Source organism: Sphingobacterium sp. SGL-16 (assembly GCF_011043515.1).
Lineage (GTDB): Bacteria > Bacteroidota > Bacteroidia > Sphingobacteriales > Sphingobacteriaceae > Sphingobacterium > Sphingobacterium litopenaei.
On sequence record NZ_JAAKGQ010000097.1, the window covers coordinates 1 to 1,882 of the forward strand.

Sequence of the window (1,882 nt, forward strand, 5' to 3'; positions counted from 1 at the left end):
TAAGTCCCAAACACGCCTTTACAGTGGGAAGTGTTAGCTTAGGACAAGGGTGTCCACCGCGAGGTGGAATCTGAAGGAAGTCTGAGGCAAAACCTCGGTCCGACGAACAGAAACTACATACAAGGCCGCAAGTGTTGGGTGAGGTTGCAAAACAAACCGAAGCCCTAAACTGTACGGAAGCACTATGGTAAATGTAGCGGATATATGAGGTGAAAGTTATTGTTCTTACCTGGGGAGATCTGACTAAACTCTGTCAAAGGTATACGCGAATGCCCGCGAAGAAACATATAGCAGAATAATAATGCTAGTATGCTTTAGTCAGAAGTCAGCAAAGGACATATTACCCTGTTTCTCTACTTTATACAGGGGAAGGTCTGAATGTTAGAATGGCAAAGGAACCAAGAATTTTATGACGAAGTGCTAAAAGCAGAACCACTTAAGAGAACTGCTTGCATGAGGGTAGGTCGGAAACTGATAGTAAAATGTAAGAGGAGCTTAGCTGAGTCGTGCAAACAATGGACACAATGCCTGAGGTTTTTTTTTTTTAGTAATACTATGTTGGAAGAGATATTACACATCCGAAACGTCAAACACGCAGTTGACCGTGTCATCTCTAATGGAGGCGCCAGCGGAGTTGATGGTATGCAGATCGATAATCTTCGTGACTACCTTAACACGCACTGGCAACACCTTCGGTCGGATATTCTCTCTGGCACTTACCGCCCCCAAGCTGTTCGGAAAGTGGAGATTCCCAAAGCAAGTGGAGGCAAGCGTATGCTGGGTATCCCAACGGTCCTCGACCGTGTTATTCAGCAAAGCATTTCCCAATGGCTTGGGTTAAAGTACGAGGGTGATTTTCACGATAACAGCTACGGCTTCCGTCCGAATCGTAATGCTCATCAGGCGGTCATTAAAGCGCAAGACTATCTGAACTTGGGCTACACGTGGGTCGTTGAACTTGATTTGGAGCAATTCTTCGATCAAGTGAACCACGACAAACTGATGTATCTTTTGAGCAAGAAGATTACGGATCGTCGAGTCCTAGCGCTGATCGGGAAATACCTTCGTTGTGGGATTATGGATCATGGTCTTGAACAAAAGCGAACCAAGGGCACGCCACAGGGAAGTCCCTTAAGTCCACTTTTATCAAACATCATCCTGCACGAACTGGATACGGAACTCAGCTCCCGTGGGCATCAATTTGTACGCTATGCGGATGACTGTAGTATCTACACGAAGAGCAATAAATCCGCAACTCGCATTATGCGCAACATCACCAGCTACATCGAATCTACACTTAAGTTGAAGGTGAACCGTGAAAAGAGTAAGGTAAGCAGACCTTCCCAAAGTAGCTTACTCGGCTTTAGTTTCTTCAAAACTCGAGGAGATTGGCACATTCGTATCTCTGCAAAGAGTATCGAACGAATCCGAGAGAATTTACGTCGAAATACTCGACGTAATTCAGTTACTCCTATGCATGAGCGACTGACTAAACTACGACAAATTACTCACGGCTGGGTGGATTACTTTCGTATAGGAACGAATAAGAAGGTGATGGTAGCACTAGATAAACTAGTGCGAAGACGCTTGCGTGTTCTGCTTTGGAAACAATGGAAGACCGCAGGAAATCGAATTCGGAACTTACTGAAACTGGGAGCCAAAAGCTGGCTTGCCTATCAACATGTGAACACCCGTAAATCCTATGCTCGAACAGGGACAAGTCCTATCCTTCAAACAACGCTGACAAACTCATACTTTACTAAACTAGGTTACGAAGGTTTTGCAGACTACTATTACTGGAGAACAACACATCAAACGACGTTATTCTAACAAACCGCCTTGGTACGGATCCGTATGCCGGGTGGTATTCTAGGTTTGCCAT

General features: G+C 45.1%; 1 protein-coding gene. It reads left to right on the forward strand.

All coding sequences use genetic code 11. The features are described 5' to 3' along the window. Nucleotides 1–555: 555 nt before the first annotated feature. A complete protein-coding gene (gene ltrA / locus G5B32_RS16775) occupies nucleotides 556–1,830 on the forward strand; it encodes a group II intron reverse transcriptase/maturase (RefSeq protein WP_206366945.1) in 1,275 nt (424 codons plus the stop codon). Nucleotides 1,831–1,882: the final 52 nt, after the last annotated feature.

What these genes read in the sequence shown, in the direction of transcription:
- ltrA (WP_206366945.1), top strand. Translation starts at nt 556, where the DNA reads ATGTTGGAAGAGATATTACACATCCGAAACGTCAAACACGCAGTTGAC.